The organism is Pedococcus sp. P2_F6, assembly GCF_056403675.1.
The window spans coordinates 1-7,763 of record NZ_JBFUEZ010000014.1 but is presented as its reverse complement, the minus strand read 5'-3'; the positions used below and the strand labels follow the sequence as shown (position 1 = coordinate 7,763).

The 7,763-nt window shown below is 66.9% G+C and carries 4 protein-coding genes and 1 pseudogene; all 5 read right to left on the bottom strand.

Going from position 1 to position 7,763, the window contains the following annotated elements; all coding sequences use genetic code 11:
* The coding region (locus AC1DWP_RS19325; RefSeq protein ID WP_477616116.1) for an FAD-dependent oxidoreductase at positions 1-193 on the bottom strand (193 nt) is incomplete at its 3' end.
* Between the two features lie 119 nt (positions 194-312).
* Positions 313-1,731 (bottom strand): ABC transporter substrate-binding protein, encoded by a 1,419-nt coding sequence (locus tag AC1DWP_RS19320; RefSeq protein WP_477616115.1) that lies wholly within the window; start codon positions 1,729-1,731, stop codon positions 313-315.
* Between the two features lie 309 nt (positions 1,732-2,040).
* Positions 2,041-2,772 carry a VIT1/CCC1 transporter family protein gene (locus AC1DWP_RS19315; RefSeq protein WP_477616114.1) on the bottom strand — a complete coding sequence of 244 codons (732 nt, stop codon included), beginning with the start codon at positions 2,770-2,772 and terminating at the stop codon, positions 2,041-2,043.
* 1,030 nt (positions 2,773-3,802) lie between these two features.
* A pseudogene (locus AC1DWP_RS19310) lies at positions 3,803-5,039 on the bottom strand (IS256 family transposase).
* 1 nt (position 5,040) lies between these two features.
* Entirely contained in the window at positions 5,041-6,258 is a 1,218-nt protein-coding gene (locus AC1DWP_RS19305; protein ID WP_477616113.1) for an IS110 family RNA-guided transposase, read from the bottom strand.
* Positions 6,259-7,763 lie beyond the last annotated feature (1,505 nt).

Below are 7,763 nucleotides of genomic sequence, written 5' to 3'. Positions count from 1 at the left end.
GGCCGGGCTCGATCGCGAGGCCCCCTTCGTTGACGTCCCCGGAGAGGAACCCCTTCGACAGGGGGTAGCGGTCATAGGGTCGGTGGGTCTCGGCGCCGAACACGGTGAGCTCGCCGTCGTACCCGAGACCGCGCAACCGGGTGGCTATCTGGTGCCCGGCCAGCGAGGCCCCGACGATGATGATTCGTCTCATGTCACCGGGCATCGGCGGTGTCCTCACTGGCTCCGCCGCGCCCACGGGCCGGTGGTCCGTGGGCGCGGCGGGCTGTCGTTGCTTCCGGGGCCCTGGCCTTGCGGCCCGGGAGCCGAGGGTCAGCGGACGGTGAGGTCCTTGGTCAGGACGAAGAAGTTGCGCGGATCTGGTTTGAAGCCCTGCACCTTGGAGCGCACCGCGGTCACCAGCGACTCGTGCACCAGGAACACGCCGCCTGCGTCCTCTTGGACCTTCGCCGCGATCTGGCCTTCGATCTGGTGCCGGGCGTTGGCATCCTCGGTCCCGGCGGCCTTGTCGATCAGGGCGTCGGTCTGCGGGTCGCAGTAGTGGGCGATGTTGAAGGTGCCCTTGCAGCTCCAGTCCGAACGCAGGTAGCTGAGCGGGTCGGCGGCATCGATCAGGTAACCGCGGGAGAACAGCGCCGCCTCGAAGTTGCCGGCCAGCAGGTCCGGCTGCACCGAAGCGTTGCTTCCGGTCTTGATCTTGACCTTGACCCCGATCTTGGACAGCTGGTCCTGGATCACCGCGGCCAGGTCCGCGAACTCGGGACGGTCGGTGTAGGCGACGAGGGTGAAGGTCAGGGAACCGGGCTTGACTCCCGCCTGGGCCAACATGCTCTTGGCTTCGTCCAGGTTCGCCGCGATCGGCTGGGCGCCTTGGGCCGCCCAGGGGTCGGAAGGCGCGAACGGGCCGGCGGCCGGGGTCGCCACATCGTGGTAGATGCTCTTGGCGATCGCGCTGGTGTCGATGGCCCGCTGGACCGCCTTGCGCACCGCCGGCTTGTTGAACGGTGCCCGCGAGTTGTTCAGCAACATCACCGCGGTACGCGGGGACTGGATCTTCTCCAGCTTGACGTTCGAGTCGCCCTGCAGCGCCGCCACCGACACCGCCGGGACGACCGCGGCGACGTCCGCCTCGCCGGTGCGCACCTGCGTCACCCGGGTCGGGCCAGCAGCCACGAACCGAACCTCGGCACCGGCCAAGGCCGGCTTGCCACCCCAGTAGCCGTCGTTGCGCACGACCTGAAGCGACTGCCCGGGCACCTCCTTGACCACCTTGAAGGGCCCGGTGCACGTACCCTGGATGTTGAGCTGAGCACCCTGGTACGCCTTGGGCGAAAGGATGGCCGTGTTAGGGCTGGCCGTCCGCAGGGGCAGGAGCACATCAGGGGCCGGGGTCGTGATCTGCACCGTCCCGGCATCCACGGCTTGCACCGCCGACACCGACTTGGGGTTGAAGGACCGGGCCGGCACCTTGGCCTGCAGGAGGTGGTTGAGCGCACCGGCCACCGCCTGGGCGTCCAACACTGTCCCGTCCTGGAACTTCACACCCTTGCGAAGGGTGAACTTCCACACCGTCGGGCTGACCCGGGCCCAGGACTCAGCCAGCCACGGGATCGACGTCCCGTCTGCATTGTTACGAGTCAACGTCTCCGGACAACCCGCCCGCGAGAAGATCTGAGCATCGTCGCTCTCGAGCGCCCAGGCCGCAACCGGTGCGACGAACTCGTCGTACACCAGGCGCCCATCACCAGCGGCAGTACCGGCAGCCTGCCCATTGCCACCACCCATGCCGCAGCCGGCAGCGGTCACCGCAACGAGCGCCGGACCAACGACCCAACGAAGCCGAGCAGTCATCACTTCACCCCCCCGCAGCGAAGCGTGCTCTTTCCCCACACCAGTGATGTGACACGGTCAGACGGCATCTCAGGCTCCTCCATACGGACAATCTTCGGAATCGGTTGGTCCAACAGGTACTTCGATCAAGCGACAGCAGCACAACTCTCGACAGAGGCAACGCAGGGCCGTTGCCGGCCCCGTCGAGCCCTACCCCACAGCCCCGACTCCCATGGCCAGACCCACCAAGTACGTGGCGCCAGCCGCGATCGCACCGAAGGCCAGCTGCCGGGTGGCGCTCAACCACCACGGGACACCGGTCGCCAGGGCAGCCAGACCACCGGCGACGAGCAGTCCGACACCGCCCACGACCAGGCCCAGAGTGAGCGAGCTGAAGCCGAGCAGGAACGGCAGCAGCGGAACCAACGCACCTGAGGAGAAGGTGAAGAACGAAGACACGGCCGCCACCCGGGGGGAGGGCTTGTCCTGTGGGTCAAGACCCAGCTCCTGTGTCACGTGAAGCAGCGCGGCCTGCGCTGGGTCGGCGTGAACCTCATGCGCTGCGACCTCTGCCGTGGCATGGGACATCCCCATCTCGGCGAACATCTCGACCAGCTCTCGTTCCTCGGCAGGGCCGTTCGCGGCTATCTCGGCACGCTCCTTGGCCCACTCGCGGTCGACCTGCTCGTTCTGGGTCCTCACCGACGTGAACTCTCCCAAGGCCATCGAGAAGGCGCCGGCGACCAGGCCGGCGAGGCCCGTGAGGACGATGTAGTGCGGGTTGGCGCCGGCGGCACCCACGCCAGCGACCAGCGCGATGTTCGTGACCAGCCCGTCCATGGCGCCAAACACTGATGCTCGTAGGGCACCTCCGGAGACGTCCGCGTGGGTGTGGCCGACCTCAGCCGGCCCGGTGGGAACTGCGCTCGTCAATCTGCTCATGCGAGCGATCATAGGCTTACTGTTGATTGTTGACAATCCAGTATAGCCTTACCTAAGTTCGCCTCCAGCGCGGATGCAGCAGCGGCCGACGGCACCCACCATGACGTCGACGGCGCGTCCGAAGCTGACCACGCGGCATCCGTCACGTCTCAACGCTCTTTGTCCGTGTGTACGCCAAGTGCGTGTACGGCCAAGAGAAGTTCGCACTCGGCGCATCGAGGGCGCTCTCCATGCGCCGGAGTGACTCGGGGAGATCAGAACTTTGTCGCGTATTTGTCGCAGACACCCGTAGGACGCGGGTCAGGTCCGATGTCGGCCGGACACGAGATTGGGCGACAAAGAGGCCCCAGACTACGTTTCCGCCGGTCAGGGACCCTCTCGCGCACTGGGTGGCAGGTGAAGGATTCGAACCTTCGAAGCTTTCGCGCTGGAATTACAGTCAGCAGCCCAAGTCGGTGCCTTGCTCAGTGGCGGAGCAGGGCAGGGAGCCCAATTGTAGATGGCGGACTGCCGAGATGTTGCAACGAAAGGTTGCACGCCAGACGGAAAGGGCCACTGACCTGTGCGTAGGCATCCGTCCGAAAATCGGTAGGCGTCGGTTCGACCTGCCTGCGACCTGCTGCCCGTGACGGGTCAGAGCCCGGAACGTGCGCCGGCGGCAGATACATCGCCACGGCGCCGGCAAGGGGCGGGGCTCCCGACTCTGCGGCAGGTGCTGCCTGGCGATCGTCGGGACATCGACCCGGCGACACCCCCCAAATGCTGTCCGCAAGGGTCCATCCGGGCGTCTCATGCGTTTCTGCCTCGTCCCAGCCGTCCCGTTGCGTCCCATTGGTCGGGAACCGTCTCAAGGTCGGCTGGCTACACATGTGGCTACACGCCCCAATGCCAGGGGCCCTCTCCCCGAAGGGAAAGGGCCTCTGACCTGCTACTTCGTGGTAGCGGGGGCAGGATTTGAACCTGCGACCTCCGGGTTATGAGGTCAAGTCCCGCGGGGTGGTGTACGACGGTGATTCGTCGTTGATGGTGCTCAGGCGCTGATCGCGCCCACGATCTCGGTGTTGGTCTCCTTGTCGGTTGGGGTGTTGAGCAGGGTCAGGCGGCTCTTGGCGAGGACCTCGAGGCCGAGGTAGCGGCGTCCGTCGGCCCATTCGTCGTGTTGTTCGGCGAGCACGGCGCCGACCAGGCGGATGATCGAGGGCCGGTCGGGGAAGATGCCCACGACGTCGGTGCGGCGTCGGATCTCGCGGTTGAGTCGCTCGTTGGGGTTGTTGGACCAGATCTGTCGCCACAGCGCCCGCGGGAAGGCGGTGAAGGCCAGGACCTCCTCTCGGGCTGCGTCGAGGTGGGCGTGGACCTCGGGCAGCTGGTGGGCGACCTGGGCCAGCAGCCGGTCGTACTGGGTGTGCACGGCGTCGGCGTATCTGGTCGAACACGCTGTGCAGCAACGCTTTGACCCCACCCCAGGCGCTCTTGGGGCACACCGTCATCAGGTTCGCCGTGTAATGGGTGCGGCACCGTTGCCAGGACGCGCCGGGCAGGTTCGCCCCGACCGCCTCGACCAGCCCGGTGTGCGCATCGGAGGTGACCAGCGCGACCCCGGACAGGCCGCGGGCCACCAGGTCCTTGAAGAAGGTGTTCCACCCGGGCCCGGACTCGGTGGTCGAGGTCGCGACGCCGAGGATCTCGCGGTACCCGTCGGCGTTGACACCGGTCGCGACCATGACCGCGACCTTGACCACCCGCCCGCCCTCGCGGACCTTCATCGTCAACGCGTCCGCGGCCACGAACGTGTACGGGCCGGCGTCCAACGGCCGTTCCCGGAAGTCCTTGACCAGGGCGTCCAGGTCACGGGCCATCACCGAGACCTGCGACCTGGACAGGCCGGTGATCCCGAGTGACTGCACCAGCCGGTCCATCCGCCTGGTCGAGACCCCCAGCAGGTACCAGGTCGCCACCACCGATGTCAGCGCCGCCTCGGCCCGGCGGCGCCGCTGCAGCAGCCACTCCGGGAAGTACGAACCCTCCCGCAGCTTGGGCACCGCCACATCCAGGGTGCCGATCCGGGTGTCCAGGTCGCGGTGCCGGTACCCGTTGCGGCGGTTGACCCGCTCGCTCGAGACTTCGCCGTAGCCGGCGCCACACACGCTGTCGGCCTCCACCGACAGCAGCGTGTTGACGAACCCCTGCATCAGCTCACGCATCAGGTCCGGGCTGGCCTGGGCCAGCTGCTCGTGCAGGAACTCGGCAGGGATGCTCCTATGGATGTCAAGCGGCGCTGAGTGTCGGCTCGGCGAGCGGGTTTGCTGGCACTGCTGGCGTGGTGAGGATCCGGTGCATCTCGCGGGCGATGGCTCGTTTCAGGCAGCGGATGATGTCCTTCTTGGACAGTCCTTCTGCGGTGCGCCGCTCGACGTAGGCGCGGGTCGGCGCGTCGTATCTCATCCGGGTCAGGGCGACGGTGTGTAGGGCGTTGTTGGCTGCCCGGTCGCCGCCACGGTTGAGCCGGTGTCGGTGGCGTTGGCCTGAGGACGCCGGCACTGGTGCGACTCCGGTGAGGTGGGCGAAGGATGCCTCCGATCGCAGCCGGTCCGGGTTATCTCCGGCGGTGACCAGCAGCTGCGCGGCCACTTGGATCCCGACCCCGAACCGTTCCAGCAGTTCCGGAGCAGCCTGCTCGGTCAGCTGGGTCAATGAGCGGTGCAGCTCCTTGATCTCCTCATCCAGGACGCCGTGGCGTCGTGCCAGCGACCGGAGCGCGTGCTTGCAGCCCGCGGACGGGTCGGACAGGTCTGCTCCGGGCCGCAGCCGGGCGAGGGCCTTGATCATCTTGGCGGTCGGTAGCGCCCTCATTTGCTCGACGCCGTGGCGTCGTGCCAGCGACCGGAGCGCGTGCTTGCAGCCCGCGGACGGGTCGGACAGGTCTGCTCCGGGCCGCAGCCGGGCGAGGGCCTTGATCATCTTGGCGGTCGGTAGCGCCCTCATTTGCTCGCGAAGCTCGGTGGGACCGTTGACGAGTAGGGCGCGGATCTGGTTGATGCACTGGGTTCTTGCCTTGACCGCCGAGCGTTGCGCGACGCGCAGGCATCGGATCGACTCGACGATCCCGTCGCGGGACTTCGGCGTTCCGTCAGCCCGGCCCGACGCCGCCGCGCGTGCCGCGGAATAGGCGTCCAGCGGGTCGGACTTGCCCTGAGCTCGCCGTGCGGAGCGTTCCGGTCGGTCCACCTCGACCACGACGATGCCTGCGCCGGCCAGGACCCGGTTGAGTCCGGCACCGTAGGAGCCGGTGCCCTCCACGCCGACCGCCACCAGCCCCCCGAACGAGGCCATCCACTTGCGCAGCGCCTCATATCCGGCCCGGGTCGTCGGGAACTCCCGGTCAGCCAGCTCACGGCCGAGCGCGTCGACCACTGCCGCGTGGTGGGTGAGGGCGTGGGTGTCCACCCCGCCGAAGACTTCCGAGATCACATGCTGATCGGTCATGGTGTGTCTGTGCCGCCTTTCAGTGCCAACGAACAGGACGGCACGCGCCCGGCCGGGCGAGGCGGACAAGACAGTGATGGGGGCTTCTGCTCAAGCTCCTATGAGGTCACACCGCGCGTCCGGTCGCGTGCGCGGCATCCCCGGTGAAGGGTCGACGAATCCCATGCGAAGGCAGTCACTGACGCCTGTCGATACTTGAGTCAGACCCCACCCGGGGATGCCGGGACCCATCCTCACTGTCGATACTGGGTCGTGCGGTCATCGCAGTGCTCCTCTTCGAGTGGGTTGTGGAAGATCTCTCGAAGAATCACGCGGTGACCGCACCCGCGTCTATGCCCGGGCCGTCACCACGCCGTACACCACTGTGCTGGACTCAACTAGGTTATGAGCCAGCCCCGCCCACGTCTCACACGTCCCGCGCCCTCTCCCCTACCGCACGAAGTCTCGATGCCCCATCCCGGTTGTCACGCCCCCTCTCAAGCCGTCCCGCAGCGTCCCGGTTATACATTTGGTTACACCTCCCTCCTTCGCAGACACCTCGGGTCACTTGCCTGCTTGGAGTACCCGCCATCCGGTACACCCCCTGTTCAAACTCGCGAACGCCGTGCCGCCCTGACTCCTGAGATGCAGGCGGCCCGGTGCGTTCGCACGGATCGGCCGAACCGCATGCGCGCAGACTTCAAGCGTCCGACTGAAGATCGGAAGATCTCAAGGCGGCGGTTCGATCCTGGGGGCTGGCCACCAGCTAGAGCCGCAGGGCGGAGTCCTTATGGCCCGCGGCCCTTGTCGCCCACAGCCCGCGCAAGGTAGCTGGGTAACCGTGGGTGAAGGTCCAACCTCTGATTGACGAGGCGTATGGCACGACTCATCGCGCCGACCACAGGATCGTGCGCGTTTGCGGCCAGGCCATCATTCGACCCAGACCTGGGAAGCGTGCTCCCACCTGACCGTTAGGTGGCCTCGGCTTGTAGTTGCGGGCCCAGCGGTAACAGTCCCACGCGAGTTGGCCGTTGTTCGTCAAGCGAACTGGGCCCACGGCACGAGGGTCGAACCTCGACCTGGTCGCCGACGATCACGACCCTTGCCCGACCAGGTCGGGCTGGCCTTCGGAGGGGTGGAGCATGCGCAGTTCCCGGGAGTTGGGGTCGCGGTTTAGGTTGTCGAGCCAGCCTTCGGGTGCGACGTCGCCCGCCCGAGGACCACGGTTCCCTAGAGCCAAGCTCCGGTGGTTCGAGGCCTTGGCAACTGATGATTGTTGACAGTCGACCACGATACACATATGGTCGACAATCGACCAGAGTGGCAGCGGGCCGTTCTGAAACTCAGCTCCAGGAGGAATCGTGGGATTCGAGACCAAGCCCAGGTTCGTGACGTTCGACATGAACGGAACGCTGATCAAGTTCGCCATCAACGACGCGATGCGGCAGGTCCTCGGTGACCGGCTCCCGGCCGAGATCGCCGACGAGTATCTGCGGATCTGCAAGGCGTACCGCAAGGCGTACCGC

Excerpts from the sequence above, each read along its gene's own strand:
- AC1DWP_RS19315 (WP_477616114.1), bottom strand. The coding sequence starts at position 2,772 with ATGAGCAGATTGACGAGCGCAGTTCCCACCGGGCCGGCTGAGGTCGGC.
- AC1DWP_RS19305 (WP_477616113.1), bottom strand. The coding sequence starts at position 6,258 with ATGACCGATCAGCATGTGATCTCGGAAGTCTTCGGCGGGGTGGACACC.